Here is a 24938-nt window from a genome sequence, read left to right as displayed (position 1 = left end):
CTAGCGCCCCGCCTCACATCTCCTTGAAGCGGTAGCCGACGCCGTAGAGGGTCTCGATCATCTCGAAGTCGTCGTCGATGGCCTTGAACTTCTTGCGCAGCCGCTTGATGTGGCTGTCGATGGTGCGGTCGTCGACATAGACCTGATCGTCATAGGCGGCGTCCATCAGCGCGTTGCGGCTCTTGACCACGCCGGGCCGCTGGGCGAGCGCGAACAGGATCAGGAACTCGGTGACGGTCAGCACCACGTTCTGGCCCTTCCAGGTGCAGGTGTGCCGCTCCTGGTCCATCACGAGGTTGCCGCGCTCGATGTTGCGGTTGGCGTCGCTCGGCTTGGGCGCGGCGGTGGTGTCGCGCGGCGCGACGCGGCGCAGCACCGCCTTGACCCGCTCGACCAGCAGGCGCTGCGAGAACGGTTTGTGGATGAAGTCGTCCGCCCCCATCTTGAGGCCGAACAGCTCGTCGATCTCGTCGTCCTTGGAGGTCAGGAAGATGACGGGCATGTCGGTCTTCTGCCGGAGGCGGCGCAGCAGTTCCATGCCGTCCATGCGCGGCATCTTGATGTCGAGGATGGCGAGATCGGGCTGCACCTTGGTGAGACCGTCGAGGGCGGACGCGCCGTCGGTATAGGTCTCCACGCGATAGCCCTCCGATTCGAGGGCGATCGAGACGGACGTCAGGATGTTTCTGTCATCGTCCACGAGCGCGATGGTCGGCATGCCCCAGGTCCCCGTCAGTTCCGAGCCTAAGCTCTTCATGTCATATTCGGTCGGTATCGACAGCCGGACCTTTGTAGCAGAGTTGAGCAGAATCTGGGCAACAATGTAGAAAGATCAAGAATTCACTCGCTTGTTCACCCGCTTTCGGGGCTAAGGGAATGAATTTGCCTCCGGGCCTTTGAAGACTGGACTGCCGATCGGCAAAGTTCGCTCCGGTTCGGTTACGGCCCGGCGGAGGCTCGCCGAGGAATTCAAGGGAGATTTCCGATGGACGATACCCGTTTCGAGGCCGAGGACATGGCGCGCCGCATCCTGCGCTCGGCGGCGACCGCCTCGCTCGGCACGCTGACGCCGGACGGCGGGCCGTTCGTCACCTTCGTGACGGTGGCGACCGACATCGACGGCGCGCCGCTCGTCCTTCTGTCCGATCTCGCCGCCCACACCCGCCATCTGGCGCGCGACGGCCGCGCCTCGCTGCTGATGCAGGTGCCGGCCGGCGGCGGCGACGATCCGCTGACCGGCGCCCGCGCCACCGTCGTCGGCCGGCTCCAGCGCGTTGCGCGCGACGAGGCCGACCGGGCGCGTCTCCTCGCCCGCTTCCTGGCGCGCCATCCGGAGGCGGAGGGCTATGCCGGTTTCGGCGATTTCTCCATCCACCGCATGACGGTGGAGGGCGTTCATCTGGTGGCCGGCTTCGGACGGATCGCCCGCCTCGCGGCGACCGACGTTCTGGTGCCGCCGGCCGTCGCCAACGCCTTCGTGGCGGCCGAGGCCTTGCTGCTGAGCGCCCTCAACGGCAGCGCTGCCGGCCCGCCGATGGTGGCGGTCGATCCCGACGGCGTCGACGTCGCGGGCGCGCCGGTGAGACGGTTGTGCTTTTCGCGCCGGGCCGGCCATCCCGGCGAGGTGGCGGTCCTGCTTGCCGAGCTGGGGTGAGCGGTCGGTCAGGTCCGGCGGGCGAACATCACCTGCGTCTCGCCGTAGATGCGCTGGTCGAGGCGCTGCAAACCGTCCGGCAGCGCCAGGTCGGCCTTGGCGGTCTCCTCGATCACCACCATGGCGCCGTCGGCGAGCCAGCCGCCGGCGAGCAGCGAGGCGAGCGCCCGTTCGGCAAGGCCCTTGCCGTAGGGCGGATCGAGGAAGGCGAGGCCGTAGGGCTCGGCCGGGCCGATCGATCCCATAGCGGTGGCGTCGCGGCGGAAAATGCGCGTCGTGCCCATCAGGCCGAGCGTTTCCTGGTTGCGGCGGATGAGGCCGCGCGCCTCCGCCGCCTCCTCGACGAACAGGCAGGTCTTCGCCCCCCGGCTCATCGCCTCGAAGCCGAGGGCGCCGGTGCCGGCGAACACGTCCATGACGCGGGCGTTCTCCAACACGCCGTCGTAGGCATGCTCGAGGATGTTGAAGAGGCTCTCGCGCAGCCGGTCGGACGTGGGGCGGATGGCGAGGCCGCCGGCCGCCGGGGTGGCGAGCGCCGCGCCGCGATGCTTACCGGCGACGATCCGCATCGCGTCCCCTCGGCTTGCCCGCACCGCCACGGCCGCCGCCGGCCTTCGGCCCCTTGCCGCCCTTGCCGGCGGGGGCGGGGCTGCCGTCCTGGATGCGGCTGCCCTTCGGCACGATGCCCCGCTGCGGCCGGTCGCCGCGCACGCGGGTGGGCTCGTCGCCGTGGGCGCGCGGCTTGCGGTCGACCTCGAAGCTCTTGCCCGACTTGTAGGCGCGCGGCGCGCTTTCGGTTTCGTCGCGCCGGCTGAGGCGGCCGGCGCGGTGCTCGCCGGCGGCGTCGGATTTGAGGCTCAGCGTGGCGCGCTGCGGCTTCTCCGCCTTGGCGACGCGCACCGGCGGCTTTCCGGCGCCGGCCTTGCCGCCGCTCCGGCCGGCCGGCTGGCGTGACGGCCGCGCGTCGAGATCGGCCTCGTGGCGCTTGCGGGTCGCCGCCGCCGAGACGGCCTTCGGGCGCGCCGGCGCCTTTTCCTTGGGAGCGGGCGCGGTCTGGCCGCTCCTGGCGATCACCGACTGGATCGGCGCGCGATCGTCCTCGCGCAGCTCGAAGTCGGCCCCCGCCTCGCCGGCCAGCCGGTCGCCGAGCTGCGAGCGCAGCACGCGGCGCGGCACTTCCTCGACGGCGCCGTCGGCCAGCTCGCCGAGCTGGAACGGACCGAAGGAGACGCGGATCAGCCGGTTCACGTCGAGGCCGAGATGGGCGAGGATGGTCTTCACCTCGCGGTTCTTGCCCTCGCGCAGGCCGACCGTTAGCCAGACGTTGTCGCCCTGCCGGCGGTCGAGCGTCGCCTCCACCGAACCGTAGAGGATGCCGTCGATGGCGATGCCGTCCTTCAGCGCGTCGAGCCGCGCCTGGTCGACCTCGCCGTGGGCGCGCACCCGGTAGCGGCGGAGCCAGCCGGTGGCCGGCAGCTCCAGCACGCGGGCGAGGCCGCCGTCGTTGGTCAGCAGCAGGAGGCCCTCGGTATTGATGTCGAGCCGGCCGATGGTCATGACGCGCGGCAGGTCGTCGGGCAGGATCGAGAACACCGTCGGCCGCCCTTCCGGGTCGAAGGTGGTGGTGACGGTGCCGCGCGGCTTGTGGAACAGCCAGAGGCGGGTGCGGTCGCGCTCGGGCAGCGGCTGGCCGTCCACCTCGACCGTGTCGCCGGCCTTGACGGTGATCGCCGGCGTGTCCAGCACGCGGCCGTTGAGCTTGACGCGGCCGGCGGCGATCCAGCTTTCCGCCTCGCGGCGCGAGCACAGGCCGGCGCGGGCGATCACCTTGGCGATGCGGTCGGCGCCGTCGTCGGCCTTGGCCGGGGACTTCTTCGCCTTGGCGGCGGGGGAGGGAGTCTTGATCATGCCGACGCTCTTAGCAGGAAAAGCGGGCGACGTGCAGCCATTGGTGCGTCGGTCCCTATGTTCCGGAAGCGATTGCCGGGTTATACCCCTCTCTCCAACTCTAAGGACCGCAATGCCCGGTTTCATGGATCTGGCCATCGAGGAAGCGCGCTTGGCCGCCGCCCGCGGCGAGGTGCCGGTCGGCGCGGTGATCGTCCGCGACGGCGCCGTTCTGGCCGCCGCCGGCAACCGCACGCTGGAGCTCCGCGATCCCACCGCCCATGCCGAGATGCTGGCGATCCGCGCCGCCGCCGCGGCGATCGGCTCGGAGCGGCTCGTCGGCTGCGACCTCTACGTCAGCCTCGAGCCCTGCGCCATGTGCGCCGCCGCCATCTCCTTCGCCCGCCTGCGCCGCCTTTACTACGGCGCCGCCGACGAGAAGGGCGGCGCGGTGGAGCACAACGTCCGTTTCTTCGCCTCGCCCGGCTGCCATCACGCGCCGGAGGTCTATTCCGGCATCGGCGAGAGCGAGGCAGGGCGGCTTCTCAAAGAGTTCTTCGCCGGTCGGCGGTAAATCAAGCCGCGGCGTCGAGGCGGCGCCCGACGGCCGCCTTCACGTCCTCGCGGACGCTCGCCGTGGCGGCGAGGATATCCCGCGCCTTGGTGAAGTCGAGCACGCCGATGCCGTCGATCGGCGGCCGGATCAGCACGTCGGGCTGTCGCGACTTCAGCTTTTCGGAAATCAGCGCCTGCATCAGCACCTGGCTGGCGCCGAACAGCGCCTCGCGGGCGCCGGGCAGGCGGCCGTTGTCCGGGCGCACCGGCGTTCCCACCACGTCGACCGAGACGATCAGCTCGACGGTCTGCGGCAGCCGGTCGAAGGGCAGCGGATTGACCACGCCGCCGTCGATCAGCGTCAGGCCGCCGATTTCCACCGGCCGGAACAGGGCGGGGATGGCGATCGAGGCGGCGACCGCCCGCCGCAGGGAACCGGCGCCGATCTCCACCTCGGCGGTGCCGTAGAAGTCGGCGGCGACGGTCGAAAAGGGAATGGGAAGGGCGGAAAAATCGTCGGGAATGCGCTCCGGCAGGAATTCGCCGATCACCGCCACCGGATCGAACACCGGCAGGCCGCCGGCCAGATCGGCGAGGCTGCGCGGCCGGAGCTTCCAGACCTTGCCCCAGACGTCGGCCGGCCGGCCGAGCGCCGCCAGGATCTCGTCCTCGATCTCGGCGCCGGAGAGGCCGGCCGCCGCCGCCGCGCCGATCAGCGCGCCGATCGAGCAGCCGGTGATCGCCGACGGCCGGAGGCCGAGATCGTCGAGGGCGGACAATACGTGCACGTGGGCGAGGCCGCGCGCGCCGCCGCCGCCGAGCGCCAGTCCGAGGCGGGGAAAGCTTGGCTGCGGCGGGGGAACGACGGTCATGATGGCGGGCTCGGTCGGTTCGGCGTGAACAGGGGCATGCGGGACCGATATGGCGTCTTTACGACGCTTTCGCGAGATCGGCCGGCAAAAAACGATCTTTCCCGATTGTCACTGCGCTTGCGGCGGTGCCGCGCCGCCGCTAGAGCATTTTCAGGACGGCAGGCGAACCCCGGGCCGTCGCCGCGTCAGGGAAGAAGTCCGTGAGATATGTAAGCACCCGTGGCAATGCCCCCGTCCTCGGCTTTTCCGACGTCGTCCTCGCCGGCCTCGCCCGCGACGGCGGCCTCTACGTCCCGGAGACCTGGCCGACGCTCGACGCGGCGACCATCGCCTCCTTCGCCGGTCGCTCCTACCCCGACGTCGCCTTCGAGGTGATCTCGCGCTTCGTCGACGGCGACATCGCCGACGCCGACCTCAAGGCGATGATCGACGCCGCCTACACCGGCACCTTCCGCCATCCGGCGGTGACGCCGCTCGTCCAGATCGCCCCGGACCATTTCCTGCTCGAGCTGTTCCACGGGCCGACGCTGGCCTTCAAGGACGTGGCGATGCAGTTGCTCGCCCGCCTGATGGACCACGTGCTCGGCCGGCGCGGCGCCCGCGCCACCATCGTCGGCGCCACCTCCGGCGACACCGGCGGCGCGGCGATCGAGGCCTTCCGCGGCCGCGACAACACCGACATCTTCATCCTGTTCCCGGACGGCCGCGTCTCGGACGTGCAGCGCCGGCAGATGACCACGGTGCTTGACGCCAACGTCCATTGCATCGCCCTCCAAGGCACCTTCGACGACGCCCAGGGCCTCGTGAAGGGCATGTTCAATCACTTCGCCTTCCGCGACGAACTCCGCCTCTCGGGCGTCAACTCGATCAACTGGGGGCGCATCGCCGCCCAGGTGGTCTATTATTTCGTCGCCGCCGTGGCGCTCGGCGCGCCGGCCCGCAAGGTGTCGTTCACCGTGCCGACCGGCAACTTCGGCGACATCTTCGCCGGCTACGTCGCCAAGAAGATGGGGTTGCCCATCGACAGGCTGGTGATCGCCACCAACGTCAACGACATCCTCGCCCGCACGCTGGAAACCGGCCGCTACGAGGCGACCGGCGTCGTGCCGTCGACCTCGCCGTCGATGGATATCGAGGTGTCCTCCAACTTCGAGCGCCTGGTCTTCGAGGCCTGCGGCCGCGACGCGCCGACGGTGACCCGCCTGATGCAGACGCTCACTCAGTCGGGCGCCTTTGCGCTGCCGGACGCCGCCTTCGCCGCCATCCGCAGCGAGTTCGCCGCCGGCCGGGCGTCGGTCGAGGCGACGGCCGCGCTGATCCGCCGCCTGCGGAGCGAGGCCGGCTACCTGATCGACACCCACGGCGGCAACGGCGTGGTGGTGGCCGAGGCCTTCACCGGCGGTCCCGTGCCGATGGTGACGCTCGCCACCGCCCATCCGGCCAAGTTCCCCGATGCGGTGCAGGCGGCGAGCGGCGAGCGGCCGGCCTTGCCGGCCTTCCTCGGCGACCTGATGGAGCGGCCCGAACGCATGACGGTGCTCGCCAACGATCTCGCCGCCGTCGAGGCTTTCGTGCGCCGGAGGGCGCGGGTTCTCGCCTGAACGGACAGTGCCGTCGGGAGGGCGCGCGCCGGCAAAAGTGAAGGGTGGCGCGAAACTTTATGTTGAGTGGCGCGTCGTTCCATGCAGTGTTCGCTGGAAAAGCCGACCCTCCAACGGAGCGAATTTGACATTTGAATCCCGCCTGACATCATGTGGGAGACAAATGCCGGGTTCGAAAGCGCCACTGGAAACAAGGGTCTGCCGAGCATCGTGCGGAAAGGCGGCAACCGGTTTTCCCAAGGCGATGCGACGAGGAAGAAGAGGGCGACGCCTTGCGTTCGTCAGAACGCGCGCCGCTCCGGTGGTTCTCTCGGCTCCGACATTGGCCGGGAGGCCTCTATCGGGCGAGCGCCAATGTCGGGGCCGAACCACTAGGGAGGAAATGGTCGGATGGCCGTCGAAGTAACCAAGTTGGAAAACGGCATTACCGTCGTCACCCATTCCATGCCGCATCTGGCATCGGCGGCGCTCGGCGTCTGGGTGGCGGCCGGATCGCGATCGGAAGCGGCGGACGAGAACGGCATCTCCCACCTTCTCGAGCACATGGCCTTCAAGGGCACCAAGAAGCGGTCGGCCAAGGACATCGCCGAGGAGATCGAGAACGTCGGCGGCGAGGTGAACGCCGCCACCTCCATCGAAAGCACCAGCTACTACGCCCGCGTGCTGGCCGGCGACGTGCCGCTCGCCCTCGATATCCTCTCCGACATCCTGCAGAATTCGCTGTTCGAGCCCGACGAGCTCGATCGCGAGAAGCACGTCATCGGCCAGGAGATCGGCGCCGCCCTCGACGCGCCGGAAGACTTCGTCTTCGACATGTTCCAGCAGGCCGCCTTCCCCGGCCAGGCGATCGGCCGGCCGATCCTCGGCTCGATCGAGACGGTGAAGAGCTTCTCCGACGACGCGCTGCGCACCTATCTCAATCGCCATTATACCGGCGGCCGCACGGTGATCGCCGCCGCCGGCAAGCTCGGCCATCGCGAGCTCGTGCGCATGGCCCGCCGCAAGTTCCAGCATTTCGGCGAGGCGGAATCGGTCGTTCCCGAACGGGCCGTCTATGTCGGCGGCGAGGCGCGCGAGGAGCGCGACCTGATGGAGGCGCAGGTGGTGCTCGGCTTCCCCGGCATCGCCTATGGCGCCGACGACTACATCACCGCCCAGATCGCCTCCTCGATCCTCGGCGGCGGCATGTCGTCGCGGCTCTTCCAGGAGATCCGCGAGAAGCGCGGCCTCTGCTATTCCATCTACGCCTTCCACTGGGGCTTCGAGGACGCCGGCATCTTCGGCATCTCGGCGGCGACCGGCGAGCGCGACGCCGGCGCGGTGGTCGAGGAGACCATGAACGAGATCGCCCGCGCCTCCACGGCGGTCACCGCCGTGGAAGTGAAGCGCGCCCAGTCGCAGCTCCGCGCCGGCCTGCTGATGGCGCTGGAGAGCCCGGTGGCGCGCGCCGGCCAGATCGCCCGTCACATCATGTTCCATGGCCGCACGCTGCCGCTCGACGAACTGGTCACCCGCATCAACGCCGTGACGCCGCAGAAGGTCTGCGAGTTCCTCGAGAAGATCGTCGTCGCGCCCAACCCGACGCTCGCCGCCATCGGCCCGATCGCCAAGGTTCCCTCGGTGGACTCGATCGCCGCCGGTGCCGTATCGGCCAAGGCGAGCGCGGCATGACATTTTTCGGCGTCGTGGCTTCCGGAAACTTTCCGGTGCTGGCGGACGACGCCGTCTGTCTGCGCGTGCCGGCGGTGTCGGACTACGCCGCCTGGGTGGGCGAACGCTCCCGGAGCCGCGCCTTCCTGAAGCCCTGGGAGCCGACATGGTCGGCCGACGACCTGACGCGCTCCGCCTTCAAGCGCCGCGTCCGCCGTGTCCAGCGCGAGGCCGCCGAACAGAGCGGCTTTGCCTTTCTCATCTTCCGGAACGACGACGAGGCGCTGCTCGGCGGCATCACGCTGTCCAATATCCGGCGGGGCGTCGCCCAGAGCTGCAGCCTCGGCTACTGGATGAGCGTGCGCCACGCCGGTCATGGCTACATGCGCCGGGCGGTGGATCTGGTTCTCGAATTCGCATTCGGCGAATTGCGGCTCCACCGGGTCGAGGCGGCCTGCATCCCCGGCAACGACCGTTCCCTGGGGCTTCTCGAAAAAGCCGGATTCGTCCGCGAAGGCTACGCGCGGCGCTATCTCCTGATCGACGGCCGCTGGCAGGACCACGTGCTGCTGGCGCGCATGGCCGATGACGACGGCGCCGCCTGACGGCCTGTCGAACGGGCGGTTTGCACGGCCGCCGTCCTCGGCTATACCTCTCCGACGCGCTTTCGGAGGAAGCCGCGCGAAGGATGTCCGGCGGACTGCCGCCCCGGCCGCCGCGCCCCCGAAAAGCCGCCGCGTATCCGGCGCGGCTCACGAAAACTGAACTGTTCGCCAGTCGAGCTGGAGAGTGTCCTTGGCCTTCGTCCGCGCCGCTGTCGCCGTGTTGCTGCTGGTGTTCGCCGCCGGCTTTACGCCCCACTTTGCCCGGGCCGCCGAGCCCATCCTGGTCGAGCCCGACGTCAAGGCGCTCGACCTGACGCATGCCGTCGAATACCGGCGCGACGCCGGCAACTCGATCCAGGTGTCGACGGCGCCCGGTCCCGACGGCGTCGTCCGCCGCATCGAGGTGCGGGCCAAGGGCATCGACCCCAATCCGTCCTGGGTGGTGTTCTCGCTGTCCAACCAGTCGGATTTGCAGCTCGACCGGCTGATCGTCGCCCCGCATTTCCATCTGGTCGGATCGCGCGTCATGTGGCCCGATCTCGGCGCCTCGCGCATCGCGGCGATCACGCCGAGCTCCGGCTTCGCCCCCGAGCGGCAGACCAGCCAGGATTCCGACGTCTTCCTGGTGACGCTCGATCCCGGCACCGTGGTGACCTTCGTCGTCGAGCTCAGGACGCGCGACCTGCCGCAGATTGGCCTCTGGGAGCCCAATGCCTACAAGGACAGCGTCAACGCCTACACGCTCTACCGCGGCATCGTGCTGGGCATCTCCGGCCTGCTGGCGCTGTTCCTGACCATCCTGTTCGTCGTCAAGGGATCGATGATGTTCCCGGCGACGGCGGCGCTCGCCTGGGCGGTGCTCGCCTATCTCTGCATCGACTTCGGCTTCTGGAACAAGGTGTTCGCCGTCGGCTCGGGGACGGACCAGCTCTACCGCGCCGGCTCGGAGGTGATGATCGCCGTCACCATGGTGATCTTCCTCTACGCCTATCTCAACCTCAACCGCTGGCACGTGCGCTACAGCCACGTCATGCTGATCACGCTCCTGGCGCTGACCGGCCTGTTCGCGCTCGCCCTCTACGATCCGTCGATCACCGCCGGCATCGCCCGCATGGTGCTGGCCGCCCTCGGCGGCATCGGCTTCGTGCTGATCGTCGCGCTGGCGCTGCGCGGCTACGACCGGGCGATCATGCTGGTGCCGACCTGGCTGGTGTTCCTCGCCTGGCTGGCCGGCACCGGCCTTGCCGTCTCCGGCCGCCTGGTCAGCGATCTCGCCCAGCCGGCGCTGGCCGGCGGCCTGGTGCTGGTCGTCCTGTTGCTCGGCTTCACCGTCATGCAGCACGCCTTCGCCGGCGGCGCCATCACGCAAGGCCAGGTCGACGACAGCGAGCGCAAGGCGCTGGCGCTCACCGGCTCCGGCGACATGATCTGGGACTGGGACGTGCTGGCCGACCAGATCGTCACCTCGGCCGAGGCCGAGGAGAGCCTGGGCCTCAAGCGCGGCCGCCTCGAAGGGCCAGCCCGCGACTGGCTCGACTACCTGCACCCGCAGGACCGCGAGCGCTTCAAGGCGACGCTCGACGCCGTGGTCGAGACGCGCAAGGGCCGCCTTTCCCAGACCTTCCGCATGCGCGCCCAGGACGGCCATTACCAGTGGTTCCGCCTGCGCGCCCGCCCGATCCTCGGTTCGGACGGCGAGGTCATCCGCTGCGTCGGCACGCTGCTCGACATCACCGACATGAAGCTGGCGCAGGAGCGGCTGCTCTCCGACGCCATCCACGACAACCTCACCTCGCTGCCGAACCGCGAGCTCTACCTCGACCGTCTCGCCTCCGACCTCGCCCGCGCCAAGGTGGACAATCAGCGCCGGCCGGCGGTGTTCCTCATCGACCTCGACCGCTTCCGCCAGGTCAACGAGACGCTCGGCCTGTCGGTCGGCGACACCATCCTCCTGACGCTGGCCCGCCGGCTCGGCCGGCTCGTCAAGCCGCTCGACACGCTGTCGCGCCTCGAAGGCGACCGCTTCGGCATCGTGCTGGTCTCCGAGCAGGCCTCCGACCGGCTGGCCGCCTTCGCCGACACCGTCAAGCGGGCGGTGCGGGCGCCGATCGTCGTCGGCGAGAAGGAAGTGTTCCTCACCGCCTCGATCGGCATCGCCGTGCCCGACACCGACGACAAGGAGGCGCGGACGCTGGTGCAGGACGCCGAGATCGCGCTCGCCTTCGCCAAGAAGCTGGGCGGCGACCGCATCGAGACCTTCCGCCCGGCGTTGCGCATCATGTCGGCCGATCTCACCGCCCTCGAGCAGGACCTGCGCGGCGCCATCGACAAGGGCGAATTGACCGTGCTCTACCAGCCGGTCATCCGGGCCGACGACCGGTCGGTGTCCGGCTTCGAGGCGCTGCTGCGCTGGAACCATCCGCGCAAGGGCTCGATCCCGCCGGCCGAATTCATGCCGATCGCCGTTCGTTCGGGCCTCGTGGCGCAGCTCGGCCTGTTCCTGCTCGACCGGGCCGCCCGCCAGCTCGCCGACTGGCGCGACCATCTGCCGTTCGGCGACACGCTGACCATGTCGGTCAACCTGTCCAACCGGCAGGTGTTCCGGCACGAGCTTCTGAACGAGGTGAAGGCCATCCTGTCGCGCACCGGCCTGCCGCGCGACGTGCTGCACATCGAGTTCTCCGAGGGCCTGCTGATGGAAAGCCCGGAATTCTCGCTGCAGATGCTGGTGAAGCTGAAGGAGCTCGGCGCCGGCTTCGCCGTCGACGAGTTCGGCATGGGCTTTTCCTCGCTGAGCTATCTGCAGCGGCTGCCGCCCGGCACGCTGAAGGTCGACCAGAACGTCCTCAGGAGTTCCGGCCGCCACCGGCAGGCGCTTCTGAGGACCATCGCCTCGCTGGCCCACGATCTCGAGCTGGAGCTGGTGGTGGAGGGGGTCGATCGCGCCGTCGATCTCGAGGAAGTGGCCGGTCTCGGCGCCGACTATCTCGAAGGCTATCTGTTCGGCTCGCCGATGAGCGCCGACGAGGTGCGCAAGCTGATGGAGAAGGCCAAGAAGGCGGTGGCCAAGGTGGCGCCGGTCGCCATCCCCGACGCGCCGTTGCGCGTGCCGGAGCGGGTGCCGGGCGCTTCGGCCGCGCCGGTCGGCGTCGGCGAGGCGGCGAGCGGACCGCCAGCCGCCTGACGTCGGGACGAAGGCGCGGGTCGGAGGCCCGCCGGCGACTGAGGCCGGACAAATTCCTCCGCCTTTTCGCGCCGCCGCAAGTGTGGGAATAAGGATTGGCCGGTGATTCGCCGCCGGTCTTCGGGGTCTGGGACGTTGACGAGAGGATCATGACCGTCATGAGGACCGTTCTTTCCGCCTGCCTTTCCGTCCTGCTCGCCTTGGGCTCGCTGCCGGCGACGCTCTCCTCGGCGGCGGCGCAGGAATTCGTCGACGGCAAGGTCGAGTCGGTGCATGGCGACTGGCAGATCCGCTGCGACCAGCCGGTCGGCGCCCGCGACAAGCAATGCGCCATGGTGCAGAACGTCACCGCCGAGGACCGCGACAACATCGGCCTGTCGGTGCTGATCGTGAAGACGGTCGACAAGAAGGCGAAGATCATGCGGGTCCTCGCCCCGCTCGGCGTCTACCTGATGGCCGGCCTCGGCCTCCGCATCGACGACAAGGACATCGGCCGCGTCGGCTTCGTGCGCTGCCGGGCGCGCGGCTGCTATGCCGAGGTGGTGCTGCAGGACGATCTGGTCGGCCAGCTCGAGAGCGGCGGCAAGGCGCTGTTCATCATCTACGATTCGCCGGAGGACGGCATCGGCATCCCGATCTCGCTGAAGGGCTTCAAGGAAGGCTTCGACGCCCTGCCGTGAGCCCCATACTTGTAGGGGGCAGCCGGAAACACGACATATTGCGCGTCCGGAGGCTCCGGACGTTTGCTTTTATGGAGGACCGATCCTCCTCATGATGGGACGCTGCCGCCGATGACCGAACGCCATGATCTCCTCGCCCTCGCCGGACTGGATCCCGAGACGACCGGGCGTCTCGTTGCCGATGCGCTGGCCGGCGCCGACGATGGCGAGCTCTATCTGGAGCGCGCGGAAGGCGAGGCGCTGACCTTCGACAACGGCCGCCTCAAGACGGCCACCTACGACGTCAACCAGGGCTTCGGCCTTCGGGCGGTGGCCGGCGAGGCGGTGGGCTACGCGCATGCCGACGATCTCTCCGAAAAGGCGCTGCGCCGCGCCGCCGACGCGGTGAAGGCCGTCTCGATGGGCTATTCCGGCACGCTGGCCGAGCCGCCGCGCCCGACCAACCGCAAGCTCTACGGCGACGTCAACCCGCTGCTCAGCCCGGCCTTTTCCGACAAGGTGGCGCTGCTCTCGGAGATCGACGCCTGGGCGCGCGCCCGCGACCCGCGCGTCCGTCAGGTGACGGCGTCGATCACCACCAGTCACAAGATCGTCGAGATCATCCGCGCCGACGGCGTCCATCTCAGGGACGTGCGGCCGCTGGTGCGCGTCAACGTCTCGCTGATCGCCGGCAGCGGCGACCGCCAGGAGAGCGGCTCCTACGGCGAGGGCGGCCGCCTGGCGCTCGACGGCTTCGTCACCCCCGAGCGCTGGCAGCATGCCGTCGACGAGGCGCTTCGCCAGGCGCTGGTCAATCTCGAGGCCAAGCCGGCGCCGGCCGGCACCTTCGACGTGGTGCTCGGCCCCGGCTGGACCGGCGTCTTGCTGCACGAGGCGGTGGGGCATGGCCTCGAGGGCGATTTCAACCGCAAGAAGACCTCCGCCTTCGCCGGCCTGATGGGCGAGCAGGTGGCGGCCAAGGGCGTCACCATCGTCGACGACGGCACGCTGCCGGAGGCGCGCGGCTCGCTGACCATCGACGACGAGGGCACGCCGGGCCGCAAGACGGTGCTGATCGAGGACGGCCGGCTCGTCGGCTACATGCAGGACCGCCAGAACGCCCGCCTGATGGGCGCCGAATCGACCGGCAACGGCCGCCGCCAGTCCTATGCCCACGTGCCGATGCCGCGCATGACCAACACCTACATGCTCTCGGGCGACAAGAGCCGCGAGGAGATCATCGCCTCGGTGAAGGACGGCATCTACGCCGTGTCCTTTTCCGGTGGACAGGTGGACATCACCTCCGGCAAGTTCGTGTTCGACTGCACCGAGGCCTATCGGGTGCGCGACGGCAAGGTCCGCGAGCCGATCAAGGGCGCCATGCTGATCGGCAACGGTCCCGAGGCGATGAAGCGCGTGTCGATGATCGGCAACGACCTCGAGATCGACCGCGGCATCGGCATGTGCGGCAAGGCCGGCCAGAGCGTGCCGGTCGGCGTCGGCCAGCCGTCGCTCAGGATCGACGCGGTCACCGTCGGCGGCACGGCGACCTGACCCATGGCCGGTCCGATCCGTCTCGCCCTGTTCGACATGGACGATGTCGTCTACGCCTATACGCGCGCCGACCGCATCGCCCATCTCGCCGCCGTCACCGGCCTCGATCCCGCCTTCATCAACGAACGCGTCTGGAGCGAGGGGCTGGAGGCGGCGGCCGACGGCGGCGCCTTTCCGACGCCGGAGCTCTACATCGGCTCCTGGCGCGACCGCCTCGGCTATCCGCTGGCGGTAGAGGATTGGGTCGAGGCGCGGCGGCGCGGCATGCGCCTCATTCCCGGCACGCTCGCCGTCATCGAGCGGCTGATCGCGGCCGGAACGGTTGTCGGCGTACTCACCAACAATGGCCCGCTGGTCCATGTCTATCGCGAAACGCTGGCCCCGGAGCTCGCCCGCCTGGTCGGCGACCGCTTCCTGGTGTCGGCGTCCTTCTCCACCATGAAGCCCGATCCGCAGGTGTTCCACCGCGCCCTCGACCGGCTGGGTTTCTCGCCGGAGGAGAGCTTCTTCACCGACGACATGCCGGAGAACGTCGAAGGCGCCCGCGCCGCCGGGCTCTCGGGCAGCGTCTTCACCACGCCGGCGGCGCTGGAGGCCGATCTCGCCGCGCACGGCCTGCTCTGAACGCGCCAGGTCCGTAGAAGTGACGAGGGGCGAAATCCCTTCCGGCCATTGAAATTTCCCCTCGCGCATCCTACCTCACCGGCGGCCGGGAGCGTGCCCGGCAGGCCTCGGCGTCTCGCCGAACAAGGTTGGGACGGACGCCGTGTTTTCAATGGATTTTCTGTCGGTCGAGCTTGCCGCGCTGGCTCAGGTCGTCTTCATCGACGTCGTGCTGGCCGGCGACAATGCCATCGTCGTCGGCATGGCGGCGGCCGGCGTCGATCCGACGATCCGGCGCAAGGTGATCTTCTGGGGCATCGGCGGCGCCGTCGCCCTGCGCATCCTGTTCGCCGTCATCACCACCCATCTGCTGGCCATCGTCGGCCTGACGCTGGCCGGCGGCGTGCTGCTGCTCTGGGTCTGCTGGAAGATGTTCCGCGAGATCCGGTCGAGCCGCCACGAGGAGGCGCGCGGCGTCGAGGCCGCCGAGCAGGCGCTCGACACGGCCGCCTGCGACGTGACGCCGGCGCCGGCCGGCAAGACGTTTCGCCAGGCGCTGACCCAGATCATTCTCGCCGACGTCTCCATGTCGCTCGACAACGTGCTGGCGGTGGCCGGCGCGGCGCGCGACCACATCGGCATCCTGGTGATCGGCCTTCTGCTGTCGGTCGGCCTGATGGGAGCCGCCGCCACGCTGATCGCCCGCCTGCTGCACCGCTATCGCTGGATCGCCTGGATCGGCCTGCTGGTCATCCTCTACGTCTCCCTCGACATGATCCATCGCGGCTCGCTGGAGGTGTGCACCGGCATCACCGGCGAACAAAGCTGCCAGATTCAGGACCTCCAGGATGCTACGGGCGACATGCTGAACTGAGGCCGGCCGCGCTTCGCCCGCCTCCGACCGGACACGAGGTTTCAAGATGACGCACGCCGCCGGCGCGCCCGCCGACGCCGCCTATGTGGAGGGATCGGTGTTCCGCCACGTGGTGGCGTTGACCGCCCTGGGCTCGCTGGGGCTGATGGCCATCTTCACCGTCGACCTCGTCAACCTCCTCTACATATCGCTGTTGGGCGACGAGGTGCTGACCGCCGCCATGGGCTACGCCGGCGCCGTGCTGTTCGTCATCGTGTCGGTCGGCATCGGCTTTTCCATCGGCGTGACCGCGCATACCGCCCGGCGCATCGGCGCCGGCGACCGTGCCGCCGCCCGGCGGGTCGCCACCTCCGGCCTGATCATTTCCTTTGCGGCGACCGCCGTCGTGACGCTGGCGCTGGCCGCCGTGCTCGACCCCTGCCTGGCGCTGCTCGGCGCCGAGGGGCGCGAATTCGAGGTCACCCGGCATTTTCTCTGGATCACCATGCTGGGCATGCCGCCGCTCGCCCTCAGCATGGCCATGGGCGGCGTGCTGATGGCCTTCGGCGCGCCGCGCATGACGCTGTGGATCAACCTCGCCGGCGCCGCCGCCACCGCCATCCTCGATCCGATCTTCATCTTCGCGCTCGACCTCGGCGTCACCGGCGCCGCCATCGTCACGGTGCTGATCCGCTTCGTGGCGCTTGCCGTCGGCTGGTACGGCCTGGTGCCGCGCCTCAACGCGCTGGCGCGCCCGACGGCCGAGGGCGTCCGCCGCGACGTCGGGCCGCTCCTTGCCATCGCCTTTCCCGCCATCCTGACCAATCTCGCGACGCCGGCCAGCAACATGCTGGTCACCGCCTACGTCGCCCGCTTCGGCACCGAGGCGGTGGCCGGCTGGTCGATCATCGGCCGCATCTATCCCTTGTGCTTTGCCGGCATCTTCGCGCTCACCGGCTCGGTCGGCGCCATCTTCGGCCAGAACGTCGGCGCCCGCCGCTTCGATCGCGTCCGCAAGACGCTGGCCGACAGCACGCTGTTCACGGCGATCTACGTGGCCGTCATCTGGCTGCTGCTGCTCCTCGGCACCGACGCCATCAACTGGGCTTTCCACGCCACCGGCCGGGTGGCGGAAATGATCGCCTTCTACTGCCTGTGGGCGGCGCCCACCTTCATCTTCACCGGCGCGCTGTTCGTCGCCAACGCCGCCTTCAACAACCTCGGCTTCGCTTCCCACTCGACGGTGTTCAACTGGGGGCGGGCGACGCTCGGCACGCTGCCCTTCTGCTGGCTCGGCGTCTGGCAGGGCAGCGCCGAGGCGGTGCTCCTGTGGTGGAGCATCGGCGCCGCCCTGTTCGGCCTGCCGGCCCTCTGGCTGGCCCGCCGGTCGATCGACCGCCTCGCCGCCGCGGCATGATCCTCTTGCGCGGCGGCCGGACGGGCGTTATTCACCTTGCATGTTGAACAGCATGGACCCCCCCTTCGGCGGCGGCGAGGCGCAGATCCGCTACCTCGACGGCGATTATCAGATCCTCCGCAACGGCAATTACGTCCGTTGCGCGATCACCGGCCGTCCGATCCTGCTGCAGGACCTGAAATACTGGTCCGCCGAGCACCAGGAGCCCTATATCGACGCCGAGGCGGCGCTCACCGCCTACCGTCGCCATACCGGCGCCCGTTGAAGGCCTAGAGCATCGGACCGAAAAGTGGAATCCGGTTTTCGGAAAATCCGATGCGATAACAAAAGACTAGTTTTTCAGCTGAAATGCCGCGCCACCCAGCGCCGGCGGATGTCGAGGAGCAGCGCGCCCACCGCCTGCTCCTCGGAAAAGCGCGCGTGCACGCCGAACACCGTGACGCGGTCGCGCGACCAGTTGCTGCCGGCAATGCCGCGCGGCAGCCGCACGGCGTCCTTCTCGGTGGTGACCGGCACGGCGTCCAGCATGTCCGCCTCGTCGAGCAGCCGGGCGAGATCGGACAAGCGATAGGGGTAGTGGTCGGGGAAGGCGCGCCGGGCGGCGAGGCGGTAGCCCTCATCCTCCAGCGAGCGAAAGAACTTCTCCGGCCGGCCGATGCCGGCGAAGGCGTAAAGCCGGCGGCGCCGCTCGGCCGGCGGCGCGTTGGCGACGAGCGCAGCGCGGAACACCGGCTTGCCGGCCCGGGCGGCCGTGCGGACGACGCGCTGCCCATTCTTGCTGTCGCCATAGACGACGATCGCGTCGGCCAGCAGCATCTGGCGCCGGAGCGGCGCCCGGAGCGGGCCGGCCGGCAGCGGCAGGCCGTTGCCGACGCCGACCGCCCCATCGACCACCACGAAGCTGAAGGTCTTCTTCACCGACGGGTTCTGGAAGCCGTCGTCCATGATGCAGAGATCGGTGCCCGTCGCCCTGAGGAGCGCAAAGGCGTCGGCGCGCCGGCGCGCCACCACCGTCGGCGCCACGCGGGCGAGCAGCAGCGCCTCGTCGCCGACGTCGCGCGCCGTGTGGCGGTCGATGTTGACGAGCACCGGCCCCTTGAGGCGGCCGCCGTGGCCGCGGGTGAGGAAGGAGGGATCGAGGCCGACCGACCGGGCGGAGTGGGCGAGCGCGATGGCGGTCGGCGTCTTGCCGGCGCCGCCGGCCACGAAATTGCCGACGCAGACCAGCGGCAGCGGCGGCTCGGCGCCGCCCGGCCGATGCATGCGCCGCGCCGTGATGGCGCCGTAGACGAGGCCGAGGGGGGCCAGCAACAGGGCGGCGATGCCTTTGCGTTTCCACCAGAAGGCCGGCGTCAGCATGGGCCGCCACCCGAGGATCGGCCGATCAGCGGCGTGATCGCCTCGATGGTGCGCGCGACGGCGCCGGCCGACCCCGACACCACCCGCTCGCCGGCCGCCGCCTGGGCCTTCCTGAGAGCCGGATCGCCGATGAGGCCGAGCGCCGCGTCGGCGAGCTCGTCGGGCGAGCGGACGATCCTGAGCCCGCCGGCATCGATGAAGGCGTGGTAGATGTCGAGCCAGTTGGAGAAATGCGGCCCGCTGATCACCGCCGCGCCGAGACGGGCCGGCTCGATCAGGTTGTGGCCGCCGATGCCGTCGACGAACGTGCCGCCCATCAGCACGGCGTCGGCGAGCTGGAAGAAGGCGCCGAGTTCGCCGAGCGTGTCGGCGACGTAGACCTCGGTCGCGCCATCGGGCAGCTCGCCGATGCCGCGACGCCGCGTGGCGAGGCCGGCCGCCTCGGATAGCAGCGCTATGTCGCCGCCGCGCACCGGGTGGCGCGGCACGATGACCAGCAGCGTTTCCGGCCGCTTTTCCCTGAGCTTCAGAAACGCCGTCAGCACCACCTCGTCTTCGCCGGGATGGGTGGAGGCGGCCAGCACCGTCGGCCGTTCGCCGATGCCGTTCTTCAGCGCGTCGAGATCGGCGATGCCGACGTCCGGCAGGCCGGCGTCGAACTTGATGTTGCCGAAGGTGGCGACCTGAGAGGCGCCGAGGCGGGAGAAGCGCGCGCCGTCGTCGTCGGTCTGGGCGAGCACCAGCGACATGCGGCGGAACACCGCCCGCGCCGCCGGCGCGGCCCGCTGCCAGCCCCGGAAGGAGCGCGGCGACAGCCGGGCGTTGGCGACAACCAAGGGTATGCCGTGATCGGCGAGGCGGCCGATCGTCACCGGCCAGATCTCGCTCTCGACGAACACCGCCAGATCCGGGCGCCAGTGGGCGAGAAAGCGATCGACCGGCCCGGCGAGATCGAGCGGCGCGAACTGGTGGACCAGCCCCGGTCTGAGGCGATGGCCGACGAGGGCGGCCGACGTGGTGGTCACCGTGGTCACCAGCACGCTCCTGCCCTCGGCGGTCAGCCGATCGATCACCGGCATGGCCGCCATCGCCTCGCCGACGCTGACGGCGTGCACCCAGACGAGCGGCCCCTCCGGCCGGGTGGCGGACGGGTGGCCGAGCCGCTCGGCCGACCGGGCCGGATCTTCCTTGCCCCGGCGTCGCCGCGCGCCGACGATGACCGTGCCGACCGGGCCGGCGAGCCGGGTCAGGGCGATCCACGTCGAAAGCAGCGCGTCTCCGAGATCAGCCATCGGCGGCAAGGTCTTGGTTGGTGGGGCCGGGGGTGAACTTTTTTGCGATTCCCGTGCGTTGGTAGGCGTCTTGCGTGATCCGATCAAGCTCCTCGGTGAGGCTGCGCCTCAGCCTTTCGACGGCCTCGTCGTCGGCGTCGGCCGGAACGTGGATCGGCGCGCCGTGGCGGAGCGTCGCCGGCGAAAACGGCAGGTCGACCACCATGCGGTCCCAGTTGTTGAAGCGCAGGCCGTAGCGCGAGACGTAGGCGACCGGAATGATCGGCCGGCCGGACAGCCGGGCCAGTTGGATGACGCCCCTGCCGGACACCTGCGCGACCTTGGGAACGTCGGCCGTCATCATCACCGAGTTGCCGGCGGCGAGTTCCCTCAGCGCCTGGCGGAAGCCGGTGGCCCCGCCCTTTTTGTGCTGGGCACGGGCGCGCTGGGCGCCGGAGGCGCGGATGGTGCGCACGCCCACCGTGCCGGCCGCCTCGGCGATCAAGCTGGCCGCCGCGTTGCGGGCGACCATCGGCACGAACGGCAGGTCCGATGGGATGGCGTATCTCGCCATCATCGCCAGGCCGTGCCAGAAGGTGAAGATGGCCGGCGCTTCCGCCCGCGCCACGTCCAGGGCGTCCGGCGGCATGACCGTCAGCCGGGCGGTGCGGCGGACCGCCAGGACGTAGCGGGCGAGAAGATACGGCAGGACGCGGCTCACCGCCGCGTTGCCGAGGATTTTCCGGTCAAGTCGCAAACGGCGTCTCCGGGGGCGAGAAGCGGAACACCCATGGTGGCATGACGTGTCGTCCGGTCGCCTTCAGCATCAGGTCGACGGGTCCAGAAGACGATGCAGGTGGACGATGAAATAGCGCGTCTGCGCCTGGTCGACGGTGGCCTGCGCCTTCTGCTTCCAGGCAGCATAGGCCGCCGCGTAGTTGGGGAAGGTGCCGACGATATCGATGGCGTTGATATCGGCAAACTCCGTCGAATCGAGCGCCTTCATCTCGCCGCCGATAACCAGATGAAGCAGTTGCTTCGACGTGACTTCAGTCGTCATGGGATTCCGCCTTCCGCAGCGGGCGCCTCCCGCGGGCCGCCCACCTTCTTTTCGTCAAGCCCGGCCTGTTTTGCAAGGGTGCCGATCAGTAGGGACCGATGGCCGCCGCGGCGGCCCGCGTCAGCGCCGGCAGGCCGGCGACCAGGCTGTCGTGGTCGGCATCGGGCCTGTTGTAGGTGATCGGCGCGCCGTCGATGGTTTCGAGCGTTCCGCCGGCTTCGGCGACGATGAGGTCGGCGGCGGCGAGGTCCCAGTCGTGGGAGCCGCCGCGCGCGAACGCCAGGTCGAGCGTACCGTCGGCGACCATGGCGATCCTGAGCGCCAGCGAGGCGACGTAGCCGCGGCTCCTCAGCGTCGGGACGGGGCGCGACAGGCGCGAAATCAGCACCGCCGGGCCGGCGACGCGCACGCCGGCAAGGCTCGGTCGCGGCTGCAGGCGCAGGCGGTTGCCGTCGAGAAAGGTGCCGCGCCGGTAACCGGCGGTGTAGAGGTGGCTCACCGACGGCTGCAGCAGCGCCGCCGCCACCGGCCGGCCGCCCTCGACCACGGCGAGCGAGATGGTCCACTGGTCGGAGCCGGCGAGAAAGCCGCGCGTGCCGTCGATCGGATCGACCACGAACACCCGCTCGCAGCCGAGCCGGGCCGGATCGTCTTCGGTCTCCTCGGACAGCCAGCCGTAGTTGGGGCGGGCGGCCAACAGGCGCTCCTTGAGGAAGCGGTCGATGGCGAGGTCGGCCTCGCTGACCGGCGAATCATTCTCTTTCTTCCAGACGCGCGGGTCGCGGCGGAAGAAGGAGAGGCCGATGCTGGCGGCGGCGAGCGCCGCGTCGGAAAGCAGCGCGGTGTCTTCGTCGATGCATGCGCTGTCAGCGGCCGGCAATCGTCAATCCCCCGATGGCCACCGTCGGCGCGGTGAAGGCCGAGCGGAACTCGATGTCGTCGGCCGGCACCAGTTCGCGGAACATGTCGAGGAGATTGCCGGCCACGGTGATCTCGGCCACCGGGTAGGCGATCTCGCCGTTTTCGATCCAGAAGCCGGCGGCGCCGCGCGAGTAGTCGCCGGTGATCAGGTTGGCGCCGTGGCCGATGAAGTCGGTGACATAGAGGCCGGTGCCGACCGCCGCGATCAGCTCGGCGGGCGATTGCTCGCCCGGATGCAGCAGCACGTTGGTGGACGACGGGCTCGGCGCGCCGGTGCCGCGGCCGGCCCGGCCGTTGGTTTGAAGGCCGAGCTCGCGCGCCGTGGCGCTGTCGAGCAGCCATGTCCTGAGCACGCCGTCCTCGACGAGATCGAGCGCCGCCGCGCCGACCCCCTCGCCGTCGAACGGACGCGAACCCGGGCCGCGTGGGCGGAGCGGATCGTCGGTGATGCGGATCTTGGCGCCGAACAGGGGCTTGCCGAGCCGATCCTTCAGGAAGGACGAGCGGCGGGCGATCGACGCGCCGGAAATGCCGCCGATGAGCGCGCCGATCAGGCTGGTGGCGACGCGCGGGTCGTAGACCACCGTCGCCGTCTGGGTCGCGACCTGGCGCGGATTGAGGCGGCGGACGGCGCGATTGCCGGCCCGGGTGCCGACGGTCTCGGCGCTCTCGAGATCGGCGAGGTGGGTCTTCGACGAGGAGTCCCAGTCGCGTTCCATGCCGGTGCCGCTGCCGGCGATGGCCGCCACCGAGTGGCCGTGGCCGGAGGATTCGTAGGCGCCGGAAAAGCCGCCGGAGGTGACCAGCGCCATGCCGCCGCGCGCCCAGTAGGCGCTGGCGCCGGTGGTGTTGGTGACGCCGTCGACCGCCATGGCCGCCTCTTCGACCGCCCGGCCGCGCTCGGCGAGGTCGGCGGCCGACACCGGCGTCTCGTCGAGGAGATCGATATCGGGCCGGGTGGCGGCCAGCAGCGCGCTGTCGGCGAGGCCGGCGAAGCGGTCGGGCGGCGCGGCGCGGGCCATGGCGACGGCGCGCGCCGCCAGCGCCTCGACGTCCGAGCCGAGCGTCGCGGAGATGGTGGCATTGCGATCGCCGACGAAGACGCGCAGGCCGAAATCGTCGTTCTCGGCATGCTCGATTTTCTCGACCTTGCCCTTCAGCACGCTCGCTACCTGGTTGACCGAGCGCACGGCGACGGCATCGGCCGCGTCGGCGCCGGCGGCGCGCGCCGCCTCGACGAGGCGGGCGGCTTGTCCTGTCAGTTGGTCGAGGTCGACGAGATCGCTCATGCGGATATCCGATCGGTTGCGGGAGTTCTGTGTTTAGGGCTGGGGGTGTCGGCCGACAAGTATCGAGGCCGTCTTCCTCCTATAGAATTGCGGCAACTCCTTGCCGGTCTTCACCGTAAGGCCGTTTGGCCCGCCTCGGGAATCTGCCGCCCAACCGGTTGATGCGCAAGCCTTTTGCGGCCGCGATCGCGCCGGCCGCCGGCGCGCCGGATCCGGCGCCTTTGTCAACGAAGATTGACCGAGGGTTGACGCCGTGCCGCGATTTGGCGCTTCAGATTCCGCTAACCCTCTCAAAAATCGAGAAAAAGTTTACCCAATCCCTTAAGCCGCCGGGCAGGACGTTCGCCCTATGCTGGCCATGGTTTCGGGACCGGACGCAAAAAAGACGCCTGGCCCGACAGGGATAGTCAAAAGATAATCGAGTGAGGCGAAGAGCATGACGGGAGCCACTCCCCTGGGCCTGAAAACGGCGCTTAGGCTCGATCCGGGGCATCTGCCGGCCAAGTGGTGCGTCAACGTCGGGCAGGCCGGACGGCCGGTCCAGGAGGCCGCCATCTACATGGACGACGACGGCGTCATCGTCCGCCGCCAACTGTCCGGGCTGCCGCTGACGCTGAGCCTGCCGTTCGCCGCCTTCGAGGGCGTGTCGGTCAGGATCGAGCCGAACGCCGCCGGCGATCTCGTCGCCCATGTCGAGCTGCATCATCGCGATCCGGCCTTGTCCATTCCGCTCACCGTGACGCGCGACATGGAAGCCGCCGCCGCCGACTGGCAGGGCTGGTCTGACCGGCTGAGCCTGCCGATGCTGCTGGTCACCACGTCCGGCAGCGTCGAACGGGTCGGCCCCCGGGCGACCGTCCCGGTGGGCGAGCCGGCGCCGCGCCGCCGTCACGCCACCATGGCCGAGCGCCGGCCGCGGTTCCTGGTCCGCCGCAAGATGGGCACCGCCGGCGAAATGCCGGTGCTGCGCGACTGGCGCGAGATCATCAGCTACGAGTGAGCGGCCGATGGACCGGCTGATAGCCGGTCATTCGTCCTCGTAGTGATGATTTAGTACGCAGCCGGCGTCCAGCGCCCGCAGGAGATGGTGGGACTGAAACCTCTTTCGCTGGTTGTAGAGATGAATCCGCTCATACGGCAAATAGAGAAACGCCATGTGCATGAAGGCCGAATCCACGCCGACGTGCAGCTCGGCCTTCGACATGGCGTAGGCGATGTGGCGTAGGGAATTCTTCAAAAGCGGATCGCTGGCCCGCCCCCCGACCACCACTGTTTCGTAGCCGTCGCGCCTGTAGCGCTCCATCACCTCTTCCTGCCGCTCGACCGGAAGCGTGCGGCCGTTTTGGATGGAATCCCACTGCACCGTGACAAAGCGCGCGGGAAGCGCGAGCTCGTGCCCGAGATCCTCGGCGGCAAGACGCGGGATGTTGCGGAGATACTGCGAGATTTCCAGCGGCTGCGGCGTCTCGAATCGGCCCGGATGATCCTGATACCAGTAGATCTCGGCGGGAAAGCCGCGGCTTTCCAGGTAAGAAATCCACGACCGCTCGCTGCGCGGCTCGTAATCGTGCATCATGAGCTCGACGTTGTCCGGCGGAAACAGGCTCAACACCTCGTTCCAAGAGTCGCGCTTATTGCCGAACTGTCCGCCCGACAGCTTTTTCCTGTTCAGGTGCAACACCACCCGCACGCCATTGGCCTTCGAAAAGGCCCACCCCATGGTCACGCAGTGAATTCGGTCGCCCAGCCCCGGTGCGGTGAACGGCGCACGCTTGCGGTTGGTGCTGCGGGCGCGGATAGCGATATGCTTCCGTCCCGCTGCATCGACGAGGAGGCCGGCCTCCGTCCGGACGGCATGCGGGATGTATTTCAGGCCGAAGTGACTGAGAAACCTCTTGAACCAGAACATGTAGCCATCGTCCTCGTACGCTTCCGGAAACGGAT

Annotated in this window: 23 protein-coding genes and 1 pseudogene; 13 read left to right on the top strand and 11 right to left on the bottom strand. The window is 69.4% G+C overall.

Going from position 1 to position 24938, the window contains the following annotated elements:
* Positions 1-13: 13 nt before the first annotated feature.
* Positions 14-718: a response regulator transcription factor gene (locus tag CJ014_RS09730; protein ID WP_100080279.1), complete on the bottom strand. Its 705-nt coding sequence runs from the start codon at positions 716-718 to the stop codon at positions 14-16.
* Positions 719-985: 267 nt separating this feature from the next.
* Here CJ014_RS09730 and CJ014_RS09725 point away from each other — a divergent pair, with 267 nt between their 5' ends.
* Positions 986-1654, top strand: coding sequence for a HugZ family pyridoxamine 5'-phosphate oxidase (locus CJ014_RS09725; protein ID WP_100080278.1), 669 nt, complete (start codon positions 986-988; stop codon positions 1652-1654).
* 8 nt (positions 1655-1662) lie between these two features.
* Here CJ014_RS09725 and rsmD read toward each other — a convergent pair whose 3' ends face one another.
* Positions 1663-2223, bottom strand: coding sequence for a 16S rRNA (guanine(966)-N(2))-methyltransferase RsmD (rsmD, locus tag CJ014_RS09720; RefSeq protein ID WP_100080277.1), 561 nt, complete (start codon positions 2221-2223; stop codon positions 1663-1665).
* 538 nt (positions 2224-2761) lie between these two features.
* Positions 2762-3562, bottom strand: a pseudogene (locus CJ014_RS28375) (pseudouridine synthase); the annotation flags it as partial.
* Between the two features lie 112 nt (positions 3563-3674).
* Between CJ014_RS28375 and CJ014_RS09710 the strand changes: the two are divergent.
* A complete protein-coding gene (locus CJ014_RS09710; protein ID WP_207765713.1) occupies positions 3675-4115 on the top strand; it encodes a nucleoside deaminase in 441 nt (146 codons plus the stop codon).
* Between the two features lies 1 nt (position 4116).
* Here CJ014_RS09710 and CJ014_RS09705 read toward each other — a convergent pair whose 3' ends face one another.
* Positions 4117-4968, bottom strand: a complete 852-nt coding sequence (locus tag CJ014_RS09705) for a patatin-like phospholipase family protein (protein ID WP_100080274.1) — start codon at positions 4966-4968, stop codon at positions 4117-4119.
* A gap of 200 nt (positions 4969-5168) precedes the next feature.
* Between CJ014_RS09705 and thrC the strand changes: the two genes are divergently transcribed.
* The 10 genes from thrC to CJ014_RS09655 all read left to right on the top strand — a co-directional run bounded on the left by thrC (position 5169) and on the right by CJ014_RS09655 (position 17359).
* Positions 5169-6569, top strand: a complete 1401-nt coding sequence (gene thrC / locus CJ014_RS09700; RefSeq protein WP_100080273.1) for a threonine synthase — start codon at positions 5169-5171, stop codon at positions 6567-6569.
* Between the two features lie 390 nt (positions 6570-6959).
* Complete coding sequence (locus CJ014_RS09695) at positions 6960-8240, top strand: M16 family metallopeptidase (RefSeq protein WP_100080272.1); 1281 nt, start codon at positions 6960-6962, stop codon at positions 8238-8240.
* On the top strand, positions 8237-8824 hold the full coding sequence (locus CJ014_RS09690) for a GNAT family N-acetyltransferase (RefSeq protein WP_100080271.1): 588 nt from the start codon (positions 8237-8239) through the stop codon (positions 8822-8824). Before CJ014_RS09695 ends, CJ014_RS09690 begins: the two co-directional genes overlap by 4 nt.
* Positions 8825-9014: 190 nt before the next feature.
* Positions 9015-12008, top strand: a complete 2994-nt coding sequence (locus tag CJ014_RS09685; protein WP_425351905.1) for an EAL domain-containing protein — start codon at positions 9015-9017, stop codon at positions 12006-12008.
* Positions 12009-12157: 149 nt separating this feature from the next.
* On the top strand, positions 12158-12688 hold the full coding sequence (locus CJ014_RS09680; protein WP_100080378.1) for an invasion associated locus B family protein: 531 nt from the start codon (positions 12158-12160) through the stop codon (positions 12686-12688).
* 111 nt (positions 12689-12799) lie between these two features.
* Entirely contained in the window at positions 12800-14221 is a 1422-nt protein-coding gene (gene tldD / locus CJ014_RS09675; protein WP_100080269.1) for a metalloprotease TldD, read from the top strand.
* A 3-nt stretch (positions 14222-14224) separates the two neighbouring features.
* The gene (locus CJ014_RS09670) at positions 14225-14845 is read left to right on the top strand and encodes an HAD family hydrolase (RefSeq protein WP_100080268.1); all 621 of its coding nucleotides are present in this window, start codon (positions 14225-14227) and stop codon (positions 14843-14845) included.
* A gap of 151 nt (positions 14846-14996) precedes the next feature.
* Entirely contained in the window at positions 14997-15698 is a 702-nt protein-coding gene (locus CJ014_RS09665) for a TerC family protein (protein ID WP_100080267.1), read from the top strand.
* Between the two features lie 46 nt (positions 15699-15744).
* Positions 15745-17094: an MATE family efflux transporter gene (locus CJ014_RS09660; protein WP_100080266.1), complete on the top strand. Its 1350-nt coding sequence runs from the start codon at positions 15745-15747 to the stop codon at positions 17092-17094.
* 52 nt (positions 17095-17146) lie between these two features.
* On the top strand, positions 17147-17359 hold the full coding sequence (locus CJ014_RS09655) for a DUF2093 domain-containing protein (RefSeq protein WP_026782128.1): 213 nt from the start codon (positions 17147-17149) through the stop codon (positions 17357-17359).
* Between the two features lie 74 nt (positions 17360-17433).
* On the opposite strand, the gene lpxK is transcribed toward CJ014_RS09655, so the two are convergent.
* From lpxK to CJ014_RS09625, 6 genes are all read right to left on the bottom strand, one after another.
* On the bottom strand, positions 17434-18453 hold the full coding sequence (gene lpxK / locus CJ014_RS09650; RefSeq protein ID WP_100080265.1) for a tetraacyldisaccharide 4'-kinase: 1020 nt from the start codon (positions 18451-18453) through the stop codon (positions 17434-17436).
* Positions 18447-19745: a 3-deoxy-D-manno-octulosonic acid transferase gene (locus CJ014_RS09645; RefSeq protein WP_100080264.1), complete on the bottom strand. Its 1299-nt coding sequence runs from the start codon at positions 19743-19745 to the stop codon at positions 18447-18449. The genes lpxK and CJ014_RS09645 overlap by 7 nt, the downstream gene beginning before the upstream one ends.
* Positions 19738-20481, bottom strand: a complete 744-nt coding sequence (locus tag CJ014_RS09640) for a lysophospholipid acyltransferase family protein (RefSeq protein WP_100080263.1) — start codon at positions 20479-20481, stop codon at positions 19738-19740. The genes CJ014_RS09645 and CJ014_RS09640 overlap by 8 nt, the downstream gene beginning before the upstream one ends.
* Before the next feature lie 69 nt (positions 20482-20550).
* Positions 20551-20784: a DUF4170 domain-containing protein gene (locus CJ014_RS09635; RefSeq protein WP_100080262.1), complete on the bottom strand. Its 234-nt coding sequence runs from the start codon at positions 20782-20784 to the stop codon at positions 20551-20553.
* A gap of 85 nt (positions 20785-20869) precedes the next feature.
* Positions 20870-21664, bottom strand: coding sequence for a 3'(2'),5'-bisphosphate nucleotidase CysQ (locus tag CJ014_RS09630; RefSeq protein ID WP_100080261.1), 795 nt, complete (start codon positions 21662-21664; stop codon positions 20870-20872).
* Entirely contained in the window at positions 21651-22994 is a 1344-nt protein-coding gene (locus tag CJ014_RS09625) for a TldD/PmbA family protein (protein ID WP_100080260.1), read from the bottom strand. Before CJ014_RS09625 ends, CJ014_RS09630 begins: the two co-directional genes overlap by 14 nt.
* Before the next feature lie 436 nt (positions 22995-23430).
* On the opposite strand from CJ014_RS09625, the gene CJ014_RS09620 reads away from it, so the two are divergent.
* Positions 23431-23994, top strand: a complete 564-nt coding sequence (locus tag CJ014_RS09620; RefSeq protein WP_100080259.1) for a DUF6101 family protein — start codon at positions 23431-23433, stop codon at positions 23992-23994.
* Between the two features lie 27 nt (positions 23995-24021).
* Here the strand turns inward: CJ014_RS09620 and CJ014_RS09615 are convergent, their stop codons facing one another.
* On the bottom strand, positions 24022-24903 hold the full coding sequence (locus tag CJ014_RS09615) for a glycosyltransferase family protein (protein ID WP_100080258.1): 882 nt from the start codon (positions 24901-24903) through the stop codon (positions 24022-24024).
* Positions 24904-24938: the final 35 nt, after the last annotated feature.

The organism is Pleomorphomonas carboxyditropha (assembly GCF_002770725.1).
GTDB lineage: Bacteria > Pseudomonadota > Alphaproteobacteria > Rhizobiales > Pleomorphomonadaceae > Pleomorphomonas > Pleomorphomonas carboxyditropha.
The sequence above is the reverse complement of the archived record's forward strand: the minus strand, read 5'-3'. Positions and strand labels throughout refer to the sequence as shown.

Coding starts and splice junctions, on each gene's coding strand:
- CJ014_RS09730 (WP_100080279.1), bottom strand. CDS start 718: ATGCCGACCATCGCGCTCGTGGACGATGACAGAAACATCCTGACGTCC.
- CJ014_RS09725 (WP_100080278.1), top strand. CDS start 986: ATGGACGATACCCGTTTCGAGGCCGAGGACATGGCGCGCCGCATCCTG.
- rsmD (WP_100080277.1), bottom strand. CDS start 2,223: ATGCGGATCGTCGCCGGTAAGCATCGCGGCGCGGCGCTCGCCACCCCG.
- CJ014_RS09710 (WP_207765713.1), top strand. CDS start 3,675: ATGCCCGGTTTCATGGATCTGGCCATCGAGGAAGCGCGCTTGGCCGCC.
- CJ014_RS09705 (WP_100080274.1), bottom strand. CDS start 4,968: ATGACCGTCGTTCCCCCGCCGCAGCCAAGCTTTCCCCGCCTCGGACTG.
- CJ014_RS09695 (WP_100080272.1), top strand. CDS start 6,960: ATGGCCGTCGAAGTAACCAAGTTGGAAAACGGCATTACCGTCGTCACC.
- CJ014_RS09690 (WP_100080271.1), top strand. CDS start 8,237: ATGACATTTTTCGGCGTCGTGGCTTCCGGAAACTTTCCGGTGCTGGCG.
- CJ014_RS09680 (WP_100080378.1), top strand. CDS start 12,158: ATGACCGTCATGAGGACCGTTCTTTCCGCCTGCCTTTCCGTCCTGCTC.
- tldD (WP_100080269.1), top strand. CDS start 12,800: ATGACCGAACGCCATGATCTCCTCGCCCTCGCCGGACTGGATCCCGAG.
- CJ014_RS09670 (WP_100080268.1), top strand. CDS start 14,225: ATGGCCGGTCCGATCCGTCTCGCCCTGTTCGACATGGACGATGTCGTC.
- CJ014_RS09665 (WP_100080267.1), top strand. CDS start 14,997: ATGGATTTTCTGTCGGTCGAGCTTGCCGCGCTGGCTCAGGTCGTCTTC.
- CJ014_RS09660 (WP_100080266.1), top strand. CDS start 15,745: ATGACGCACGCCGCCGGCGCGCCCGCCGACGCCGCCTATGTGGAGGGA.
- CJ014_RS09655 (WP_026782128.1), top strand. CDS start 17,147: ATGGACCCCCCCTTCGGCGGCGGCGAGGCGCAGATCCGCTACCTCGAC.
- lpxK (WP_100080265.1), bottom strand. CDS start 18,453: ATGCTGACGCCGGCCTTCTGGTGGAAACGCAAAGGCATCGCCGCCCTG.
- CJ014_RS09645 (WP_100080264.1), bottom strand. CDS start 19,745: ATGGCTGATCTCGGAGACGCGCTGCTTTCGACGTGGATCGCCCTGACC.
- CJ014_RS09635 (WP_100080262.1), bottom strand. CDS start 20,784: ATGACGACTGAAGTCACGTCGAAGCAACTGCTTCATCTGGTTATCGGC.
- CJ014_RS09625 (WP_100080260.1), bottom strand. CDS start 22,994: ATGAGCGATCTCGTCGACCTCGACCAACTGACAGGACAAGCCGCCCGC.
- CJ014_RS09620 (WP_100080259.1), top strand. CDS start 23,431: ATGACGGGAGCCACTCCCCTGGGCCTGAAAACGGCGCTTAGGCTCGAT.
- CJ014_RS09615 (WP_100080258.1), bottom strand. CDS start 24,903: ATGTTCTGGTTCAAGAGGTTTCTCAGTCACTTCGGCCTGAAATACATC.